Source organism: Citrobacter sp. S46_ASV_140 (assembly GCF_018919545.1).
In the GTDB taxonomy this organism is placed as follows: Bacteria; Pseudomonadota; Gammaproteobacteria; order Enterobacterales; family Enterobacteriaceae; genus Citrobacter; species Citrobacter braakii.
In genome coordinates, this window is record NZ_JAHLRC010000001.1 from 45452 (window position 1) to 65423 (window position 19972).

The window sequence follows — 19972 nt, forward strand, 5'->3', positions numbered from 1 at the left end:
CTATTTGTTCTTGCTAGATACTGCGCTTCCAGCATCATGGGTAAGCCGCAGCGTATCAACCATACCTACCAGACAAATAATCGCAATTGCGACAAAGGCCAGCCGGAAACTGATCCCCGGAATATTGCCTAACGCCAGCCATTCACTCACCTCTTCGCCGATACGGATCCCGATAGCGGCCAATGAAATGCCCAAGCCTACCGCTAATTGTGTTGCCGTACTGAACAGCGTATTGGCGTAGCTCATTTGTGGTCCGGGGACGTCCGCAAAGGCAAGCGTGCTGATGCCGGTAAACTGAATTGAGCGGAACACGCCGCCCAGATACAACACCAACAAAATAACCCACACCGGGGTCTGCGGCGTAATTAATGCGCAGGCCAACAGCGCCAGGACGTTTAACGCACCGTTGATTAACAGCAGTTTCTTAAAGCCCAGCCAGCGTATCAACGGCGTGGTGGCAGGTTTTATCGTCAGATTGCCCACAAACACCGCCAGAACCAGCGAACCCGCGTGAAAAGCGTTCATGCCAAAACCGACCTGGAACATTAACGGCAGCAGAAATGGTACAGCGCTAATAGATGCACGAAATAGTGACCCGCCGTACAGGGTGACGCGAAAAGTAGGGACGCTCATGGCATCAAGACGAATCATCGGACAGGTAGTGCGACGAAAATGATGCAGGGCAAACAGAAAGGTCACGGTTCCTAGCGCCAGCAGCCCGGCGGTTAGCCAGCCCTGCGGCTGCTGGGTTCCCAGTAACTCCATGGCATACACCAGGCTAACCATCGCAACAGAGGTCGCGATAAAACCCGCTATATCAAATGGACGGCGCTCGTCGTCATGAATATCCGGGATAAAACGTAGCGCCAGCACGATCGCCAAAACTCCCAGCGGTACGTTAATAAAGAAGATCCAACGCCAGTTAGCATAGCTGGTAATGAATCCTCCAAGCGGTGGTCCGATGATAGGCGCGACTAACGCGGGCCAGGTCAGGGTCGCAATGGCGGTGATCAACTGATGTTTAGGCGTGGTGCGCAGTACCGCGAGACGGCCAACAGGAACCATTAGCGCGCCACCCACACCCTGTAAAATTCGCATTGCTACAAAGCTCTCAAGGCTTTCGGACAAACCGCATAAAACCGAAGCGAGAGTAAAAATCGCCAGCGCCAGGGTAAACACTTTTCGGGCACCGAAGCGATCTGCAATCCAGCCGCTGGCGGGGATAAGCACCGCGAGGGTGATCAAGTAGGCGCTGATACCAATGTTCAGGTCTACCGCCTGTACGCCAAAGCTTTTGGCCATGTCGGGTAGGGCTGTGGCAATCACCGTGCCGTCAATAAATTCCATAAAGAAAGCCCCGGCAACAAGTAATGCTGCCGGGGAAAGACCGCGTTGGTTCTCAACCGCTAACTGTTCACTCATGTTGTGCTTGCCATCTCAAAAGAAACTGACTGGACCTTTTTTATTTTCAGCGCATTTGTAATGTGTGCGCGGCTATCGTTTCGATCGCTGAATAGGTACTATGACGACCTTTCTATAAGGAGCTCACTATGTCCCAAACATTGAATGCCGATCAGGAACTGCTCTCGGACGTTGTTGCCTGTCAGCTGGTTATCAAGCAAATTCTGGATGTTCTTGATGTTATTGCCCCGGTAGAAGTTCGGGAAAAAATGTCCAGCCAACTGAAAAACATCGATTTTTCCAGCCATCCTGCAGGGGCCGATCCGGTCACTATGCGCGCAATACAAAAAGCGGTTGCCTTGATCGAGTTGAAAATCACGCCGCAGAATGAATCCCACTAAAATAAACCGTTGTTTCAGATTTTAGAAAGGTTTTTTTGCGCCTCGCAGAATGGGAGGCGCGTGCCAGGGAAAATCAGAGGTTGACCGGATAAGGTGCGCTGCATCGCTATCCGGCATTAACGCGATGAAAACTGAAGATTAGTGATGCTGGTAGTTAACGACGTTGAGCAAGTGCTTATCGGTTTGCGCCATGCACAACCCCGCGCGTTTGGCGCTGCGGACTTCATCAAGAATCGTCTGTAACAGCACGCCATCCTGCTGCTGCTCTTTTTCCAGGTCGTGAAGAAAATCAATGGTTGGCGCATCGTTTAATGCTTCAGCTTCATTGGTTAAACGCGAGAGTTTACTCGAACGCTGTTGATATTCATCCAACGTTTTCTGAAACAATTCTTCAAGGGAACTCAGTTCATCACCCGGCACATCCATGGCCTTGACGATGGGATTAGCCCCGGCACTTTTCATAAAATTGAACATACGCATCATTTGAGTCACGTTACCTTGCGCCTGCGTGCGTAGAAACGTGGCTGTACCTGTCAGGCTATGCTCGTAGCACCATTCGCTGAGATGCAGGTAAAGATTCGAGGCGTAGAACTCGAGATTCATTTGTGTATTGAGTTTATGAACAATTCCAACTGCAGCCATATCAATATCCTTATTTCCAGAAAGGGGGATGTACGTTACTCACGCCAGTACAGCGGGCTGTCGCTGCACTTCACCTCTACGTACAATTAAAACTGTTAGCAGAATAAATCCGTTCCGCCGGTCCTTTAGTGATCACGAATTATATTCGCTCCGATCGAGATTCAGCATAACGCTTGCCCTGGTATAAGAAAATCCTTAAATCTGCGTATTTATGTTTTTTTACATATTGTCATAACAGTATTCATGCTTCTGCTGTTTTGGCATATAGATGACATGAATGTAAGGGGTTGAAATTTATGTCATTAAATGGTTTTCATGATAATGAAATGGTGTTTCATATCACAAAATTAAATTCCACAATAAGGTATTGTCTGGCATCTGATGATTATCTGCCCAAGTTGAAAGGCAATTTCACGATCGGGATGGATTAGTACAAATTATCTGATGGCTAATTTTTTGCGCCAGATCAGTTTTAATCAAATTGAGAAATTTAACAGTCTGCACTGGTCATCATTAATTGTTTCGTTTATGTGGATTAAGCAAGGAGTTACATATGAAGAAGGTTGCGGTGCTGCTGGCACCCGGTTTTGAAGAGGCGGAGGCGATTGTTACCCTTGATATTCTGCGTCGCCTGAATATCGAAGTCGAAACCCTGGCCTGCGCAGAGTCACGTGCGGTGGTGAGTTATCATGACGTACCGATGGTGATGGATAGCACGCTGGCCGCGCGCCAGACGTATCTCTACGATGCCGTCGTATTGCCAGGCGGACCGCAGGGCAGCGTTAATCTTGCCGCCAGTGAGGCGGTCATCCAGTTTGTATCTCGTCATGATCAGGCAGGAATGCTCATTTGCCCGGTATGTTCTGCGGCCGCGCGCGTGTTGGGCGGCAACGGTCTGCTGAAGGGGCGTCGCTATGTTTGCTCAGGAGAACTGTGGCAAAACGTCACGGACGGGGAATATATCGATGCGCCGGTTGTTGAAGATGGCAATCTGATTAGCGGCAAAGGGTTAGGGCATATTTTCGATTTTGCGTTGACGCTTGCGGCGCGCCTGCTGGGAGATGACATTCCGGTTCGCGATCACGCTGACCACATTTATTACCGATGGTAATCATGTTCCCGAATGCTTCGGTATTCGGGAACAAGGATTCGTTGGCTGATGTTATGGATTAATTTGCTATCCCTCTTTTTTCCCGTCGACAAAACCGCGTTTTTTTATGTCATTTCCCGCTGAATTTATGTACGCAATTACTGTAATTCTGTGGTGTGATGCCGCTCTCTTATGGAGAATCAATTTCCCGCTAAAACTACTCTCAGCACTGGCATTGATCTTATCACTAAAAGGTAATGCCTTGTTTTACGTCCGAATTACAAAAAATCGTCTGATTTTACCCTACATAAAAGAACGTTAAAGCTGGAGTTAACCATGCACAAATTCACTAAAGCGCTGGCTGCCATCGGTCTGGCTGCCATTATGTCACAATCCGCTATCGCTGAATCCATGAAGCTCGGTTTCCTGGTCAAACAACCGGAAGAACCGTGGTTCCAGACTGAATGGAAATTTGCCGATAAAGCCGGTAAAGACCTTGGCTTTGAGGTGATTAAAATTGCCGTCCCGGATGGCGAGAAGACCCTTAACGCCATCGACAGCCTGGCTGCAAGTGGCGCAAAAGGGTTTGTGATTTGTACGCCGGACCCCAAACTCGGGCCTGCCATTATGGCCAAGGCGCGTGGCTACGATATGAAAGTCATTGCCGTCGATGACCAGTTTGCTAACGCCAAAGGTAAGCCGATGGATACCGTGCCGCTGGTGATGATGGCTGCAACCAAAATTGGTGAGCGCCAGGGCCAGGAGCTGTATAAGGAGATGCAAAAGCGCGGTTGGGATGTGAAATCCACAGCCGTAATGGCCATTACCGCGAATGAACTCGATACCGCGCGTCGCCGTACATCGGGTTCAATGGAAGCGCTTAAAGCCGCAGGCTTCCCGGAAAAACAGATCTACCAGGTCCCCACTAAATCGAATGACATCCCCGGGGCATTCGATGCCGCTAACTCCATGCTGGTTCAGCACCCTGAAGTCAAACACTGGCTGATTGTCGGCATGAACGACAACACCGTGCTGGGCGGCGTACGTGCGACCGAAGGGCAGGGCTTCAAAGCGCCAAATGTGATTGGTATCGGCATCAACGGCGTTGATGCCGTGAGCGAACTCTCCAAAGGCGAAGCGACCGGGTTCTACGGTTCACTCCTGCCAAGCCCGGACGTTCACGGCTACAAATCAAGTGAGATGCTCTACAACTGGGTAACGAAAGGTGCAGAGCCACCGGCGTTTACTGAAGTGACGGATGTGGTGCTGATTACCCGCGATAACTTTAAAGAAGAACTGGCGAAGAAAGGCTTAGGCGGTAAGTAACACAAATGCCGGATGCGACGCCACGCGTCTTATCCGGCCTACAAATTGCGTACTCAGTAGGCCGGATAAGGCAAAGCCGCTATCCGGCATAAAGATCTGACTCACGGAGACGTTATGCAACAGTCTACCCCGTATCTCTCATTTCGCGGCATTGGCAAAACGTTCCCCGGCGTTAAAGCGCTCACGGATATCAGTTTCGACTGCTATGCCGGTCAGGTGCATGCGCTGATGGGCGAAAATGGCGCCGGGAAATCAACACTATTAAAAATTCTCAGCGGCAACTATGCGCCAACGACGGGATCTTTGGCGATCCGTGGACAAGAGGTTTCGTTTGCGGACACCAATGCCGCGCTGAACGCCGGTGTTGCCATTATTTACCAGGAGCTGCATCTCGTCCCGGAAATGACCGTTGCCGAGAATATTTATTTAGGGCAGATGCCGCACAAAGGCGGAATTGTGAACCGCTCGCTGCTGAACTATGAAGCGGGTCTCCAGCTCAAGCATCTGGGCATGGATATCGATCCCGATACGCCGTTGAAATACCTCTCCATTGGTCAATGGCAGATGGTGGAGATCGCGAAAGCGCTGGCGCGCAACGCCAAAATTATCGCGTTTGATGAACCGACCAGCTCCCTTTCAGCGCGCGAGATTGAGAATCTGTTTCGCGTCATCCGTGAGCTACGCAACGAAGGGCGCATCATCCTGTACGTTTCGCACCGTATGGAGGAGATCTTTGCCCTTAGCGATGCCATCACCGTGTTTAAAGATGGTCATTACGTCAAAACGTTCACGGATATGCAGCAGGTCGATCACGACGCGCTGGTGCAGGCGATGGTCGGGCGCGACCTCGGTGATATTTATGGCTGGAAATCCAGACCTTATGGTGCAGAGCGCCTGCGTTTGCATGACGTCAAAGCCCCAGGCGTGCGTACCCCGATCAGTTTATCGGTGCGCAGTGGTGAAATTGTTGGATTGTTTGGACTGGTGGGCGCCGGACGTAGCGAATTAATGAAAGGTCTGTTTGGCGGCACGCGTATCACGGCAGGCCAGGTGTTTATCGATGAACAGCCTATTGATATCCGTAAACCGAGCCACGCCATTGAAGCGGGGATGATGCTGTGCCCGGAAGATCGCAAGGCTGAAGGGATCATTCCGGTCCATTCGGTGCGTAACAACATCAACATCAGTGCCCGTCGTAAACATGTTCTGGGCGGATGCGTGATCAACAACGGCTGGGAAGAGACCAATGCCGATCACCATATTCGCTCACTCAATATTAAAACGCCGGGCGCGGAACAACTGATTATGAACCTCTCCGGCGGTAATCAACAGAAGGCTATTCTCGGCCGTTGGTTATCGGAAGAGATGAAAGTGATTTTGCTGGACGAACCTACACGCGGTATTGATGTGGGCGCCAAGCATGAAATTTATAACGTGATTTATGCCCTCGCAGCGCGCGGCGTGGCCGTGCTGTTTGCTTCCAGCGATCTGCCTGAAGTGCTCGGTGTCGCCGACCGTATCGTGGTGATGAGAGAAGGCGAAATTGCCGGTGAGTTACTTCATGAACAGGCGGATGAGCGCCAGGCGTTAAGCCTTGCTATGCCAAAAGTTAGCCAGGCTGTAGCCTGAATAAGGAGAGAATGATGTCTTCCGTTTCAACATCGGGTTCAGGTGCTGCAAAGTCGGCGCTAAATCTTGGTCGCATTTGGGATCAATACGGGATGCTGGTCGTGTTCGCCGCGCTGTTCCTGGTTTGTTCCCTCTTTGTGCCTAACTTTGCCTCTTTCATCAACATGAAGGGGCTGGGGCTGGCGGTATCGATGTCGGGTATGGTCGCGTGTGGGATGCTGTTTTGCCTGGCATCCGGTGACTTCGACCTGTCCGTTGCCTCCGTGATTGCCTGCGCCGGGGTCACTACAGCCGTGGTCATTAATATGACCGAAAGCCTGTGGATTGGCGTGGCTGCCGGGCTACTGCTCGGTATTCTATGTGGTCTGGTGAATGGGTTCGTGATTGCGCGGCTGAAAATTAACGCCCTGATCACGACCCTTGCGACGATGCAGATTGTGCGTGGTCTGGCCTACATTATTTCCGACGGTAAGGCGGTAGGGATTGAAGACGAGCGCTTCTTCACTCTCGGCTACGCCAACTGGTTTGGTCTGCCGGCACCTATCTGGATCACGGTCGTCTGTTTCATCGTTTTTGGCTTACTGCTCAATAAAACCACGTTTGGTCGTAACACGCTGGCCATTGGGGGGAATGAAGAGGCGGCACGTCTGGCTGGGGTTCCGGTCGTTCGTACCAAAATTATTATCTTTATTCTGTCCGGGCTGGTATCCGCCATCGCCGGGATTATCCTCGCATCACGTATGACCAGCGGCCAGCCAATGACCTCAATCGGCTATGAGCTGATCGTGATTTCCGCGTGCGTGTTAGGGGGCGTTTCGCTTAAAGGCGGCATCGGAAAAATCTCATATGTGGTAGCCGGGGTGTTGATTCTGGGAACGGTTGAGAATGCAATGAACCTGCTGAACATCTCTCCGTTCGCACAGTATGTCGTACGTGGTCTGATCCTGCTGGCGGCGGTGATCTTCGACCGTTACAAGCAAAAAGCGAAGCGTACTGTTTGATGATTTAAACCCCAACTTTTTAGTCTAGCTTTAGCTCATCGCCAGCCGCTACCCGGCTGGCGATTGTTTTTCCAAATGGCGAGCATGGTCACACTGTCTATACTTATATCCGTCATACATCATATATACGGCGCGATCCGCGCGGCGTACAGACCATGATGAGGAGGATAACCGGGTGACAGCATCACTGATCTTACCCCCTGAACAATCTGCAAGCTGTGCTTATTTTTTTGATCTCGATGGGACACTGGCTGAGATCAAACCTTATCCAGACCAGGTCGTTGTCCCTCAGACAATCCTGCAGTTATTACATCAGTTGGCGACGCATAATGCGGGTGCGCTGGCATTGATTTCAGGGCGCTCGATGGTTGAGCTTGACGCGCTTACCACTCCCTTTCGTTTTCCGCTCGCCGGAGTGCATGGGGCAGAGCGCCGTGACATCAATGGCCAAACTCATATAGTGCGCCTGGCTGCGGCAATAGAGCGCGAAGCAGGAGAGCTATTAAGTACCGCCTTGGCGACGATGCCGGGTACAACGCTTGAAGCAAAAGGGATGGCGTTCGCACTGCACTATCGCCAGGCCCCGGAACATGAAGCGGCGCTAATTAATCTGGCTGAGCGCATCACGCACAGATGGCCGCAGTTGGCTTTACAGCACGGAAAATGCGTTGTGGAGATAAAACCAAAGGGTACGAACAAAGGCGACGCAATTGCCGCATTTATGCAGGAAGCACCTTTTGCCGGACGGATCCCCGTTTTTTTTGGTGACGATCTGACGGACGAAACAGGATTTGGCGTGGTTAATCGCGCAGGGGGCATTTCCGTGAAGGTGGGGAATGGAGCGACGCAGGCGACATGGCGTCTGGATGGCGTGAGTGATGTCTGGCACTGGCTGGAACAAATTAACTCTTCGCAGCAAGAATCGAAAGCAACGAATAACAGAAGAGGTGGCTATGAGTCGTTTAGTCGTAGTATCTAATCGTATCGCCTCACCCGATGACAAAGGGAGCGCAGGTGGGCTTGCCGTCGGTGTGCTGGGCGCGTTGAAGGCTGCTGGTGGCCTGTGGTTTGGCTGGAGTGGCGACACGGGTAATGAGGACAAACCATTAAAAAAAGTCACGCGTGGCAATATTACCTGGGCTTCGTTTAATTTGAGTGAACAGGATTACGAAGAGTATTACTGCCAGTTTTCTAATGCGGTTTTATGGCCTGCATTTCATTATCGCCTCGATTTGGTGCAGTTTCAGCGTCCTGCATGGGAGGGCTATCAGCGGGTGAATGCCTTGCTGGTAGATAAACTGCTGCCGCTGCTCAGCGATGACGACATAATCTGGGTTCATGATTACCATCTGTTGCCGTTTGCCAGCGAGCTGCGTAAACGCGGCGTGAATAACCGTATCGGTTTTTTCCTGCACATCCCTTTTCCGACGCCGGAAATCTTTAATGCCTTACCCCCACATCAGATGCTACTTGAGCAGATGTGTGATTTTGATTTACTCGGTTTCCAGACCGAGAACGATCGTCAGGCTTTTCTGGATTGTCTGGCAGCCCAGACTCAGGTAACCACTCAGAGCGAGCAGCACCACCGAGCATGGGGAAAAGCGTTTCGTACCCAGGTCTATCCCATCGGTATTGAGCCGGATGAGATCGCCCGCCAGGCTTCAGGACCTTTGCCGCCGAAGCTGGCGCAACTGAAAGCAGAACTCAAAAATGTGCAGAATATCTTCTCCGTTGAGCGTCTGGATTATTCTAAAGGTTTGCCGGAGCGCTTTCAGGCCTATGAGGCTCTGTTGGAACACTATCCGCAGCACCACGGTAAAATTCGCTACACCCAGATAGCGCCAACTTCGCGTGAAGAGGTGCAGGCCTACCAGGATATTCGGCACCAACTGGAGACTGAAGCGGGGAGGATTAACGGTAAATATGGGCAGTTGGGCTGGACGCCGCTCTATTATCTGAACCAGTACTTTGATCGTAAATTGCTGATGAAAATCTTCCGCTACTCTGATGTAGGGCTGGTGACGCCGCTGCGAGATGGTATGAACCTGGTTGCGAAAGAATTCGTGGCCGCGCAGGATCCTGCCAACCCCGGCGTGCTGGTGTTATCGCAATTTGCCGGGGCCGCGAATGAGCTAACTGCCGCGCTTATTGTTAATCCTTATGACCGCGACGAAGTGGCTGGCGCATTAAACCAGGCTCTGACGATGCCGCTTGCTGAGCGTATCTCCCGCCACGCTGAGATGCTCGAAACTATCATTAAAAACGATATCGACAACTGGCAGGCGAGGTTCATTTGCGATCTGGAAAAAGTTATCTCACGTCAGAGTAAACAGCCATTGCCAGACAACGTTTCTCCCTGCACTAAACTGGCGTAACGCTCAGAAAACGCAGGTCAATCTCCAGCCAGTGGAACCAGCAGAACATCCACGTGGCTGGCACCGATCACGCTTTTTGCTGAGCAGGACGCGCGCGAAAAGAAGCTGTGGTTATGGTTGCCATAAATGACCAGATCGACCGCGTGTTTACGGCATACATCCAGAATATGTTCATTCAGTGCCCCATAGGTAATAAAGGTATGCTCAATGGGGTACTGTGCTTCTTTGCTGAGCTTGTCGATAAAATCCTGAGTCTCCTCTTGCATCACTTCGCGCAGGTCCTCCAGCATAGGTGCTGCAAACTGATTATACAGTTCAGGGTCTGAGACCAGGGTTATCAGGCTAATACGAGCGTTGACAGGGCGAGCGATTGAAACCGCCTTGGCTAACAACTGCTGGCTTTCAGGGGTGGCGGCAACGGCCACAAGAATGTGTGTATAGCTCATAACTCGCTCCTTTTTTCAAGAATTATGAGAGGGTTTCTCAGCATTGCTCGGCTTACTCCATACTGCAACGTTTCCTTCCCGGATAGTGTGAATGTCATCATGCTTATTCATTAATTATTCTTATAAATAGAATAATTGCGTCATATAACTTGTAAATACGTTCAGCTTACTTAAGTAAAACTCACCGCTAATGAAAACAATGTGTTAATTAAAAATTAACAAAAGTTAACATTTAATGGGTTATCACTACCCGGTATTAATTAATCACCCTTAATATTTAAGTCGTTGTTTATAAAGGATTTAATTGAAATGGTGTTTTACATTAAATATGTGATCAAGCTCGCTATTTCATAACGTGATATTAACGTTTGTGAACAAAATACTATTCGCTTTTATTGCAAGAATATTCGTATGTCAGGAATTGAAATGGCGAATTTGAGGTTAAAAAATAAGCAAAGTAAAAGCTGTGCTGATGGATTTATGTTAAGTGTTTAGCTGGTTTATGTGATCTATGTCACATATTCTTCAAATTCGCAGCATAGCTACGTTGTATGTGTAACGGGCGGCGGGTAGAGTTGCGTCGAATTAGGAAAAATCTTAGACATTTGTAAGAATTGATGTGAGCTTGTAAGGGGCGCGGCTTTCTGAAAAGGGAATGTTTAGACAACGCGTAAGTGCCGTCACGCTGCTATGTATTTGACCTTTTGCTTTTTTTTACCGGGCCTTCCCGGCGACATCACGGGGTGCGGTTTCACCGCATGAAAACAATGTTGGTTATTATGGATGCAAATAATGCATACATCCGAGTTGCTGAAACACATCTATGACATCAATTTGTCATATTTATTGCTTGCACAGCGTTTGATCGTTCAGGACAAAGCATCTGCGATGTTTCGCCTTGGTATCAGCGAAGAAATGGCGGACACGTTGGCAACATTAACACTTCCACAAATGGTCAAACTGGCTGAAACAAACCAACTGGTCTGTCATTTCCGTTTCGACGATCACCAGACCGTTACTCGCCTGACGCAAGACTCCCGCGTTGACGATCTTCAGCAAATTCATACCGGTATCATGCTTTCAACGCGACTGTTAAGCGACATCGATGAAGCAGCGCGCAAGAAAAGGGCTTGATGATGAGCGAAAAAAGCATTGTTCAGGAAGCGCGTGATATCCAGCTAGCAATGGAATTAATCACATTGGGCGCCCGTTTGCAAATGCTGGAAAGCGAAACGCAATTAAGCCGTGGCCGACTTATCAAGCTGTATAAAGAATTACGCGGCAGCCCTCCGCCAAAAGGGATGCTGCCTTTCTCCACCGACTGGTTTATGACGTGGGAACAAAACATTCATGCTTCGATGTTTTGCAACGCATGGCAATTCCTGCTCAAAACTGGTTTGTGCAGCGGCGTGGATGCCGTGATCAAAGCGTATCGTTTATATCTTGAGCAGTGCCCGCAGCCAGAAGAAGGGCCACTGCTGGCGTTAACTCGCGCATGGACGTTGGTGCGTTTTGTCGACAGCGGATTGCTGGAGTTGTCCCGATGCAATTGCTGCGGTGGGAATTTTATTACCCACGCTCACCAACCCGCAGGCAGCTTTGCCTGCAGTTTATGCCAACCGCCATCACGCGCCGTAAAAAGACGTAAACTTTCCCAGAATGCTGCCGATATTATTCCACAACTGCTGGATGAACAGATCGAACAGGCTGTTTAACTGATACGGTGTGGACAAACACTCCAGCAGCGGTAAGCGATTACCGCTGCTTTTTTTTGTCCTGACCTCGAGTTAACTGCCCGACTGCGCATCCTGTCATAGTCAATTGCGAAAGGATGATGTCGTGCTTATCTTATTAGGTTACCTGGTTGTTATTGGTACAGTTTTCGGCGGTTACATGATGACCGGCGGACACCTTGGGGCACTCTATCAACCGGCTGAGCTGGTGATTATCGGTGGCGCGGGTATTGGGGCATTCATCGTCGGCAATAACGGGAAAGCCATTAAGGGGACGATGAAAGCCATCCCGATGCTTTTTCGTCGTTCAAAATACACCAAAGCGATGTATATGGATCTGCTGGCGCTGTTGTATCGCCTGATGGCCAAGTCACGTCAACAGGGCATGTTCTCGCTTGAACGCGATATCGAAAACCCCAAAGAGAGTGAAATTTTCGCCAGCTATCCGCGCATTCTTGCTGATGCCGTGATGCTTGATTTCATTGTCGATTATCTGCGACTGATCATCAGCGGCAACATGAACACGTTTGAAATTGAAGCGCTGATGGATGAAGAGATTGAGACGCACGAAAGTGAGGCCGAAGTCCCGGCCAACAGTCTGGCGATGGTGGGGGATTCATTACCGGCGTTCGGGATCGTGGCGGCGGTCATGGGGGTTGTCCATGCGCTGGCTTCTGCCGATCGTCCGGCGGCTGAACTGGGTTCGCTGATTGCACATGCCATGGTAGGGACATTCCTCGGTATTTTACTGGCCTATGGATTTATTTCTCCGCTTGCCAGCGTTCTGCGCCAGAAAAGCGCTGAAACCACCAAAATGATGCAGTGTGTGAAGATAACTCTGCTCTCCAATCTGAATGGTTACGCGCCGCCAATTGCCGTCGAATTTGGTCGTAAGACTCTGTATTCCAGCGAACGTCCATCGTTTATCGAACTGGAAGAGCATGTTCGTGCGGTGAGAAATCCAACTGCGCAGCAGACGACCGAGGACGCATGAAAAATCAGGCCCATCCCATTATCGTTGTAAAGCGACGCAAGCATAAAGGTCACGGTGGTGGGGCGCATGGTTCGTGGAAAATCGCCTACGCCGATTTTATGACCGCGATGATGGCCTTCTTTCTGGTGATGTGGCTCATTTCCATCTCTAGCCCTAAAGAATTGATCCAGATTGCCGAATATTTCCGTACGCCGCTGGCTACTGCGGTAACCGGGGGAAATCGTATTTCGAATAGCCAAAGTCCAATTCCTGGCGGCGGGGATGATTACACCCAGCAGCAGGGAGAGGTGAACAAGCAGCCGAATATCGATGATCTGAGAAAACGCATGGAACAAAGCCGCTTGAGCAAACTTCGCGGCGATCTCGATCAGTTGATTGAATCTGACCCCAAACTGCGTGCGCTGCGCCCGCATTTGAAAATTGATTTAGTTCAGGAAGGGCTGCGGATACAGATTATCGACAGTCAGAATCGCCCGATGTTTAAAACCGGTAGCGCTGAGGTGGAACCGTATATGCGCGATATCCTGCGAGCCATAGCGCCAGTGCTTAACGGCATTCCTAATCGAATCAGCCTTTCCGGCCATACGGATGATTACCCTTACGCCAATGGTGAAAAAGGGTATAGCAACTGGGAGTTGTCCGCCGATCGCGCTAACGCGTCGCGTCGCGAACTGGTTAGCGGCGGTCTGGATGATGGAAAAGTATTACGTGTGGTAGGTATGGCCGCCACGATGCGTCTGAGCGATCGCGGTCCTGAAGACGCTATCAACCGCCGTATTAGCCTGCTGGTTCTCAATAAGCAGGCGGAAGAGGCCATTTTGCATGAAAACGCTGAAAGCCAGAATGAGCCGGTAAGTGTCTTACAACAGCCAGCGGAACTCCCGCCGGCAAGCGTTCCCACATCGCCACCAGCCAATCCGAGGTGATAGCGTGAGCATGGATATAAGCGATTTTTATCAAACATTTTTTGATGAAGCTGACGAACTGTTGGCTGACATGGAGCAACACCTGCTTGATTTGGTTCCTGAAGCCCCGGATTCCGAACAGCTGAATGCAATTTTTCGTGCTGCGCACTCGATAAAAGGCGGGGCGGGCACCTTCGGCTTTACCATTTTGCAGGAAACGACCCATCTGATGGAAAACCTGCTGGATGAAGCGCGGCGTGGCGAGATGCAGCTCAATGCCGACATTATCAACCTGTTTTTGGAAACGAAAGATATTATGCAGGAACAGCTCGACGCCTATAAAAACTCAGAGGAGCCGGATGCCGCCAGCTTTGAGTACATTTGTAATGCGTTACGACAGTTAGCGCTCGAAGCGAAAGGTGAAACCGCACCGGCAGTCGTCAACACCGCAAAACTGAGCGTTGTTGACAGCGCTGCAATGCAGGAAGAGGCGGTTGCACAGCCTGAGTCCGCAAGCGAAGAGAGCAAGAAACGCATTATTCTCACGCGCCTGAAAGCCAATGAAGTGGATTTACTGGAAGAGGAGCTGGGGAACCTGGCGACCTTAACCGATGTGGTGAAAGGGAGCGACACGTTGTCAGCAACGCTTGATGGCAACCTCGCAGAAGATGACATCATCGCGGTACTGTGCTTTGTGATTGAAGCTGATCAGATTGAATTCGAAACCGTCAGCGCAGCGCCCGTAGCCGTTGAAACTGAAACTGAAGCTGAAGCTGAAGCAGAAGCAGAAACGGTAGCCGTTGTCGCGAAGCCGCAGCCGGTTGCCGTTGCGCCAGCGGCGAAAGCCGCCGCCAGCGAAGCGCCAAACGGACGTGCGGAACGCGACAAACCCGCCCGCGCCAGCGAGTCAACCAGCATCCGCGTAGCGGTTGAGAAGGTCGATCAGCTCATTAACCTGGTCGGTGAGTTGGTCATCACCCAGTCTATGCTGGCACAACGTTCTAACGAACTGGATCCCGTCAATCATGGCGATCTCATCACCAGTATGGGTCAGTTACAACGTAACGCCCGCGACTTGCAAGAGTCGGTGATGTCGATTCGTATGATGCCCATGGAGTATGTGTTCAGTCGTTTTCCGCGTCTGGTGCGTGACCTGGCCGGTAAGCTGGGTAAACAGGTCGAACTGACACAGGTGGGAAGCTCAACCGAACTCGACAAGAGCCTGATTGAACGCATCATCGATCCGTTGACGCACCTGGTGCGTAACAGCCTCGATCACGGTATTGAACTGCCGGAAAAACGCCTTGAAGCCGGGAAAAGCCCAATCGGGAATCTGACGCTTTCCGCGGAGCACCAGGGCGGGAATATCTGTATTGAAGTCACTGATGATGGCGCCGGTCTGAACCGTGAACGAATCCTCGCCAAAGCTATCTCCCAGGGGATGCCGATCCACGAAAACATGAGCGATGACGAAGTCGGTATGCTGATCTTCGCCCCGGGCTTCTCGACCGCTGAACAGGTGACGGATGTCTCTGGCCGCGGCGTGGGTATGGATGTGGTGAAGCGAAATATCCAGGAGATGGGGGGGCATGTTGAGATCCAGTCCAAACAGGGACAGGGGACGACTATCCGAATTCTGCTGCCGCTGACGCTGGCGATCCTCGACGGCATGTCGGTGCGCGTGGCCGACGAAGTCTTTATTCTGCCGCTGAATGCCGTTATGGAATCACTGCAACCGCGCGAAGAAGATCTCCATCCGCTGGCCGGAGGAGAGCGCGTGCTGGAAGTGCGTGGCGAATATTTACCGCTGGTTGAGCTGTGGAAAGTCTTTGAGGTTGAAGGCGCAAAAACCGAAGCGACTCAAGGTATTGTGGTGATTTTGCAAAGTGCAGGGCGTCGCTACGCGCTGCTGGTTGATCAGTTAATTGGTCAACACCAGGTGGTCGTCAAAAACCTGGAAAGCAACTACCGCAAAGTGCCAGGTATTTCTGCAGCAACGATCCTCGGCGACGGCAGCGTCGCGCTGATTGTTGATGTCTCTGCATTGCAGGGATTAAACCGCGAACAACGTGTGGCGATCACAGCCGCCTGATTGAGTGAGAAGGGAATAATATGACCGGTATGAGTAATGTAACTAAACTGGCCGGCGAACCGTCAGGTCAGGAATTCCTCGTGTTTACGCTGGGGGATGAAGAGTACGGTATCGATATCCTGAAAGTGCAGGAAATCCGTGGGTACGATCAGGTGACGCGTATTGCTAACACGCCTGCGTTTATCAAAGGTGTCACCAATCTGCGCGGTGTGATTGTGCCGATTGTTGATCTGCGCGTGAAGTTTAGCCAGAGCGATGTGGATTACAACGAAAACACCGTGGTGATTGTGCTGAATCTGGGTCAGCGGGTGGTCGGAATTGTGGTGGATGGCGTCTCGGATGTGCTGTCGCTGACAACAGATCAAATCCGTCCGGCACCGGAATTTGCCGTAACGCTGTCGACGGAATACCTGACGGGACTGGGGGCGCTGGGTGACCGGATGCTGATCCTAGTTAACATTGAGAAGCTGCTCAATAGCGAAGAAATGGCGCTGCTGGATATTGCCGCCAGTCACGTCGCGTAACCGCTATACCGTATCCGGCCTACAATGATTGCGGTTGTAGGCCGGACACGCGTAGCACATCCGGCAGATTTCCCCTTACGCTTCCCGCTCAACCAGCTCCGGTTCTTCTTCCAGTAAACCTTCATCTTGTGCCAGCATCGCCGTTGCAATCCCGTTACCTAATACGTTGATTGCTGAACGTCCCATATCCAGGAAGTGGTCAATACCCATCAGTAACAGAATCCCGGCAACCGGAATATTAAAGCTCGGAATGGTTGCTGCCAGCACCACCAGCGCAGAACGCGGCACGCCGGCAATCCCTTTTGACGCCAGCATCAGCGTCAGCATCAGGACGGTGATTTCTGCAAAGGAGAGGTGAATGTTATAGGCCTGCGCGATAAACATCGAGGCAAATGAACAGTAAACCATCGAGCCGACCAGGTTAAATGAATAACCGATAGGCAATACAAATGACACGATGTTAGGCGAGCAACCAAATTTGGTTAATTGCTCCAGCGTTTTTGGATAGGCGGCTTCCGAGCTGCTGGTAGTAAATGCGACCAGAACCGGATCTTTCAGCATGCTTACCAGACGAAAAACCTCTTTTTTCAGCATGACATAACCGACCGCCAGCAGAACCAGGCAGGTCAGCAAAATAGCCACATAGTAGCCGCCGATGAACGACGCATAGTTAAGCAGGATCCCCAAACCCTGGGTGGAGATAACGGAGGAAATGGCGGCGAAAATGGCCAGCGGCGCAACGTACATCACGTAGCCAGTCACCTTAAGCATAATGTGGGAGACCACATCCAGCGCGGCAACCAGCGGGGCATTGAACTTCTCACCAAGGGATGCGCCACCAATACCGAAGAACATCGAGAACACCACAATTTGCAGGATCTCATTGTTGGCCATCGCCTCGGCTATGCTGGTTGGGATGGTGTGAGTCAGAAAACCTTTCAGGCTCATGCCGCTCACGGCCAGGCCGGTATCAGTGGCTTCCAGCGGGATCGCCAGGTTCAGCCCGCTGCCGGGTTGCTCAAGAGAAACCACAAACAGACCGACCAGAATAGACAGTATGGAAGAGCTGATAAACCAGATCATCGCTTTGCCGCCTACGCGCCCGATGGTGGACGTTTCCCCCAGGCGCATAATACCGACGGTCAGGGTGCTGAATACTAAAGGTGCGATCACCATTTTAATCAGGCGCAAAAAGATGTCGGTGAGAAGCGTAATATTATCGGCCCAGGCGGTCACTACGCTGGGGGCGGCATAAGAGTGGATCACCGCCCCTGACAGGATCCCCGCCAGCATGAAGATCACGATAAACAACGTGAGTTTGTTTGCATTTGCCACTAAAAAGCCCTCAGTAAGGATTTAACATTTATTGTTCGGTTACTCATTTTTTATATTTATTAATTGGTAACTAAATATTCATCATATAAATTGAATTAAAGCGCCAGCTGATACAACTTTTTTTAATTTTTTATCCATTTTGTTGTGGTGCAGAGGATATGTATTTGTGATCCTGGTCACGAAATAATGACTATTTCATCCAATATGACCGCGTCCACAGATAAATTTGAATGTTATTCACATGATAATTGTGACGTTTTTATGTGAATGATTTGTGGTTGCCGTACACCCGTCTTCCCCTCCTTCCGCGAGGCTTCACGTCCCTTCAGGATTTCCTTTTCGCAAACGTAAAGTTATCTCAGCGACTGCCGATAACGTTGATAACTCGTTTTCAGGAAGGTGCCTTATGTTTAACCGTATCCGCGTTGTCACAATGCTGATGATGGTGCTGGGGGTTTTCGCACTGCTACAGCTTGTTTCCGGTGGTCTGTTGTTTTCTTCATTGCAGCAGAATCAGCAAAGTTTTGTTATTTCTAACGATCTTCGACAGCAGCAAAGTGAACTCACCTCAACATGGGATCTGATGCTGCAAACACGTATCAATTTAAGCCGTTCTTCTGCACGCATGATGATGGACGCGTCCAACCAGCAAAGCAGCGCGAAAAACGATCTGCTGAAGAATGCGAAAGCATCGTTGGCGCAGGCCGAAACACATTACGCAAAATTTAAAAACATCACACCGTTACCCGAGATGGCCGAAGCCAGCGGTAACGTTGAGGAGAAATATCAGCAGTACCATGCGGCCTTAACAGAACTGGTTCAGTTTCTGGAGAACGGCAATATGGACGCCTATTTCGCGCAACCGACTCAGGGAATGCAAAACGCGCTCGGTGAGGCGCTGGGCAAGTACGCCAGCGTTAGCGAAAAGCTTTACGCTCAGGCATTCGATAAAAGTGCGCGGGATTACCACTTCGCCCAATGGCAGCTTGGCGTGCTGGCCGTAGTGCTGGTGCTGATTCTGGTGGTGGTGTGGTACGGCATCCGCCATACCCTGCTTAATCCTCTGTCTCGCGTCATTGCCCATATTCGGGAAATCGCCAGCGGTAACCTGACCGCGACCCTGGCTGTCAGCGGTCGTAATGAAATCGGCGAGCTGGCCAGTACGGTTGATCATATGCAGCGCTCGCTGACGGAAACCGTCACCCTGGTACGTGAAGGTTCTGATGCGATTTATTCCGGGACCAGCGAAATTGCCAGCGGGAACACCGACCTTTCATCTCGTACTGAACAGCAGGCCTCTGCGCTGGAAGAGACCGCAGCCAGCATGGAACAGTTGACCGCAACCGTGAAGCAAAATGCGGACAACGCGCGTCAGGCCTCGCAACTGGCGAAAAGCGCCTCCGATACCGCACAGCATGGCGGCAAAGTGGTTGATAGCGTGGTGAACACCATGCACGAAATCGCCGATAGCTCGAAGAAAATCGCCGACATCATCAGCGTTATTGATGGTATTGCTTTTCAGACCAACATTCTCGCACTGAACGCGGCGGTTGAAGCGGCGCGTGCCGGTGAACAAGGCCGTGGCTTTGCTGTGGTTGCGGGCGAAGTGCGTAATCTGGCAAGTCGCAGTGCGCAGGCGGCGAAAGAGATCAAAGCGTTGATTGAGGATTCGGTTTCCCGAGTGGATACCGGGTCCGTATTGGTAGAAAGCGCAGGCGAAACGATGAACGACATCGTAAATGCCGTAACGCGGGTGACCGACATTATGGGCGAGATTGCCTCGGCCTCCGACGAGCAAAGCCGGGGGATTGATCAGGTGGCGCTCGCGGTATCCGAGATGGATCGCGTTACGCAGCAGAACGCCTCGTTGGTACAGGAATCGGCTGCCGCTGCCGCTGCTCTTGAAGAACAGGCCAGCCGCTTGACGCAGTCGGTGTCGACTTTCCGCCTTGCGTCACGTCCGGCGTCGGCTAAGCCGCGCGATACACGATTACCTGCAACGGCGGCCGCATCCTATCCGCGCCAGAACAATGAGCAAGATACGAACTGGGAAACATTTTGACTGATAGTTAAACCGC

The 19972-nt window shown here is 51.1% G+C and carries 18 protein-coding genes; 14 read left to right on the forward strand and 4 right to left on the reverse strand.

Going from position 1 to position 19972, the window contains the following annotated elements; all coding sequences use genetic code 11:
* Window positions 1–1422 carry an MFS transporter gene (locus KQJ19_RS00310; protein WP_216403207.1) on the reverse strand — a complete coding sequence of 474 codons (1422 nt, stop codon included), beginning with the start codon at window positions 1420–1422 and terminating at the stop codon, window positions 1–3.
* Between the two features lie 128 nt (window positions 1423–1550).
* Between KQJ19_RS00310 and KQJ19_RS00315 the strand changes: the two genes are divergently transcribed.
* Window positions 1551–1802, forward strand: coding sequence for a DUF2766 family protein (locus KQJ19_RS00315; protein WP_216403209.1), 252 nt, complete (start codon window positions 1551–1553; stop codon window positions 1800–1802).
* A 138-nt stretch (window positions 1803–1940) separates the two neighbouring features.
* Here KQJ19_RS00315 and KQJ19_RS00320 read toward each other — a convergent pair whose 3' ends face one another.
* A complete protein-coding gene (locus KQJ19_RS00320) occupies window positions 1941–2444 on the reverse strand; it encodes a non-heme ferritin-like protein (RefSeq protein ID WP_016153451.1) in 504 nt (167 codons plus the stop codon).
* 553 nt (window positions 2445–2997) lie between these two features.
* Here KQJ19_RS00320 and KQJ19_RS00325 point away from each other — a divergent pair.
* The 6 genes from KQJ19_RS00325 to otsA all read left to right on the forward strand — a co-directional run bounded on the left by KQJ19_RS00325 (window position 2998) and on the right by otsA (window position 9865).
* Window positions 2998–3555: a DJ-1/PfpI family protein gene (locus tag KQJ19_RS00325; RefSeq protein WP_200107927.1), complete on the forward strand. Its 558-nt coding sequence runs from the start codon at window positions 2998–3000 to the stop codon at window positions 3553–3555.
* 315 nt (window positions 3556–3870) lie between these two features.
* Complete coding sequence (locus KQJ19_RS00330) at window positions 3871–4860, forward strand: arabinose ABC transporter substrate-binding protein (RefSeq protein ID WP_003034602.1); 990 nt, start codon at window positions 3871–3873, stop codon at window positions 4858–4860.
* Window positions 4861–4974: 114 nt separating this feature from the next.
* The gene (gene araG, locus KQJ19_RS00335; RefSeq protein WP_016156817.1) at window positions 4975–6489 is read left to right on the forward strand and encodes an arabinose ABC transporter ATP-binding protein AraG; all 1515 of its coding nucleotides are present in this window, start codon (window positions 4975–4977) and stop codon (window positions 6487–6489) included.
* Window positions 6490–6503: 14 nt separating this feature from the next.
* On the forward strand, window positions 6504–7490 hold the full coding sequence (araH, locus tag KQJ19_RS00340; protein WP_047502108.1) for an L-arabinose ABC transporter permease AraH: 987 nt from the start codon (window positions 6504–6506) through the stop codon (window positions 7488–7490).
* 175 nt (window positions 7491–7665) lie between these two features.
* A complete protein-coding gene (gene otsB / locus KQJ19_RS00345; protein WP_080858826.1) occupies window positions 7666–8469 on the forward strand; it encodes a trehalose-phosphatase in 804 nt (267 codons plus the stop codon).
* Window positions 8444–9865 (forward strand): alpha,alpha-trehalose-phosphate synthase, encoded by a 1422-nt coding sequence (gene otsA, locus KQJ19_RS00350; RefSeq protein ID WP_216403211.1) that lies wholly within the window; start codon window positions 8444–8446, stop codon window positions 9863–9865. The genes otsB and otsA overlap by 26 nt, the downstream gene beginning before the upstream one ends.
* Before the next feature lie 17 nt (window positions 9866–9882).
* Here otsA and uspC read toward each other — a convergent pair whose 3' ends face one another.
* On the reverse strand, window positions 9883–10311 hold the full coding sequence (gene uspC, locus KQJ19_RS00355; RefSeq protein WP_016153445.1) for a universal stress protein UspC: 429 nt from the start codon (window positions 10309–10311) through the stop codon (window positions 9883–9885).
* A gap of 792 nt (window positions 10312–11103) precedes the next feature.
* On the opposite strand from uspC, the gene flhD reads away from it, so the two are divergent.
* The 6 genes from flhD to cheW all read left to right on the forward strand — a co-directional run bounded on the left by flhD (window position 11104) and on the right by cheW (window position 16559).
* A complete protein-coding gene (gene flhD / locus KQJ19_RS00360; protein ID WP_016153444.1) occupies window positions 11104–11445 on the forward strand; it encodes a flagellar transcriptional regulator FlhD in 342 nt (113 codons plus the stop codon).
* A complete protein-coding gene (gene flhC / locus KQJ19_RS00365; RefSeq protein ID WP_085951062.1) occupies window positions 11442–12026 on the forward strand; it encodes a flagellar transcriptional regulator FlhC in 585 nt (194 codons plus the stop codon). The genes flhD and flhC overlap by 4 nt, the downstream gene beginning before the upstream one ends.
* A 124-nt stretch (window positions 12027–12150) precedes the next feature.
* A complete protein-coding gene (motA, locus tag KQJ19_RS00370; protein ID WP_016153442.1) occupies window positions 12151–13038 on the forward strand; it encodes a flagellar motor stator protein MotA in 888 nt (295 codons plus the stop codon).
* Entirely contained in the window at window positions 13035–13964 is a 930-nt protein-coding gene (gene motB, locus KQJ19_RS00375; protein ID WP_016153441.1) for a flagellar motor protein MotB, read from the forward strand. The genes motA and motB overlap by 4 nt, the downstream gene beginning before the upstream one ends.
* A gap of 4 nt (window positions 13965–13968) precedes the next feature.
* Window positions 13969–16035 carry a chemotaxis protein CheA gene (gene cheA, locus KQJ19_RS00380; protein ID WP_153690267.1) on the forward strand — a complete coding sequence of 689 codons (2067 nt, stop codon included), beginning with the start codon at window positions 13969–13971 and terminating at the stop codon, window positions 16033–16035.
* A 20-nt stretch (window positions 16036–16055) separates the two neighbouring features.
* Window positions 16056–16559, forward strand: coding sequence for a chemotaxis protein CheW (gene cheW / locus KQJ19_RS00385; protein WP_003034638.1), 504 nt, complete (start codon window positions 16056–16058; stop codon window positions 16557–16559).
* A 75-nt stretch (window positions 16560–16634) separates the two neighbouring features.
* Here the strand turns inward: cheW and KQJ19_RS00390 are convergent, their stop codons facing one another.
* Window positions 16635–17894: a dicarboxylate/amino acid:cation symporter gene (locus KQJ19_RS00390; RefSeq protein WP_049283066.1), complete on the reverse strand. Its 1260-nt coding sequence runs from the start codon at window positions 17892–17894 to the stop codon at window positions 16635–16637.
* A gap of 406 nt (window positions 17895–18300) precedes the next feature.
* Between KQJ19_RS00390 and tar the strand changes: the two genes are divergently transcribed.
* Window positions 18301–19956, forward strand: coding sequence for a methyl-accepting chemotaxis protein II (gene tar, locus KQJ19_RS00395; protein WP_046275660.1), 1656 nt, complete (start codon window positions 18301–18303; stop codon window positions 19954–19956).
* Window positions 19957–19972 lie beyond the last annotated feature (16 nt).